This is a genomic window from Parasphingomonas zepuensis (assembly GCF_036663735.1).
Lineage (GTDB): Bacteria > Pseudomonadota > Alphaproteobacteria > Sphingomonadales > Sphingomonadaceae > Sphingomonas.
Map to the genome: position 1 here is coordinate 1 of NZ_JAXOJO010000070.1, position 1,106 is coordinate 1,106.

General features: G+C 67.8%; 2 protein-coding genes. One reads left to right on the plus strand and one right to left on the minus strand.

All coding sequences use genetic code 11. The annotated features are described in order from the left end of the window. Positions 1-190, minus strand: a 190-nt coding sequence (locus U1769_RS25305; protein ID WP_332720915.1) for a glycine--tRNA ligase subunit alpha, incomplete at its 3' end; no start/stop codon positions are given. A gap of 112 nt (positions 191-302) precedes the next feature. On the opposite strand from U1769_RS25305, the gene U1769_RS25310 reads away from it, so the two are divergent. Then, on the plus strand, positions 303-1,106 hold an 804-nt coding region (locus U1769_RS25310; RefSeq protein ID WP_332720916.1), incomplete at its 3' end, for a TraB/GumN family protein.

The following is a 1,106-nucleotide window of genomic DNA, read 5'->3' on the forward strand; positions in this document are numbered from 1 at the left end:
GGACGAAAGCAGCGTTCCACGGGTCCGGGCCGAGTGCGCGCAATGTGGTGGCGGTGTGGAAGGTGCCAGCGCCCATGCGCATGTCATAGGGCTGCAGGATCAGGCAGCCGCGTTCGCTCCAGTAATCGTGGAGCTTCAGGATCATGCCCTGAAAACTAAGTGGATTGGGGAAGCTTAGGGGCTGGGTCATGCTGTCCGGCGCTTTGGCGCAGGGGGAAAGCAGGGTCAACATGGTCGTGGGGCGCGGTGGTTAACGGCCATGTGGTTGACGGGCGGGTCATGGATGCGCTTGGGGATGATGCATGTTCAAACGCCCCCTGCCGCTGTTGCTTGCCGCCGCCCTGACGTTGACCGGATGTTCGCTGTTCGCAGAGGATGCCGATCCCGCCTTGTGGGTGGTGAAGGATGCGGACACGACGATCTATCTGTTCGGCACGGTGCATGTGATGAAGCCGGGGATGCGCTGGTTCGACGATGGTGTGCGCACCGCGTTCGATGCGTCGGACGAAGTGGTGCTGGAGATTGCGCAGCCCGATCCCGGGGCGATCGCGGCGCTGACGGCGCAATTGGGGACGCGCGGCGGGCCGCCCTTTTCGCCGGAGGTGCAGGCAGCGGCGAAGGCGCTGGGCATGGCGGACGGGGCGATCGACCGGCAGGAGCCGTGGCTGGCCGCGATGACGCTGAGCCAGCTGGCGGTGGCAAAGGCGGGTTACGGGGCGGCGGACGGAGTCGAGGCGACCCTGTCCGAGGCGGCGGCGGGAGCGGACAAGCCAGTCAAGGCGCTGGAATCGGCGCGGGGGCAGTTGATGCTGTTCGACGGGCTATCGGGCGCGGCGCAGAGTGCGATGCTGGACGCGACGGTGAAGGAACTGCCCGATGCGGCGAAGCGGCTCGACGCGTTCGTCAGTGCCTGGGGTGCTGGCGATGCCGAAACGGTGGGGGCGGAGATGAACCGCGTGGCGGAGGCCTCGCCCGAAGTCGCCGAGGTGCTGATCGCGCGGCGCAATGCGCGCTGGGCCGATTGGGTCGCGGCGCGGATGACGCAGCCGGGGACGGTGTTCGTGGCGGTGGGTGCCGGACATCTGGCGGGCAAGGGCAGCGTGCAG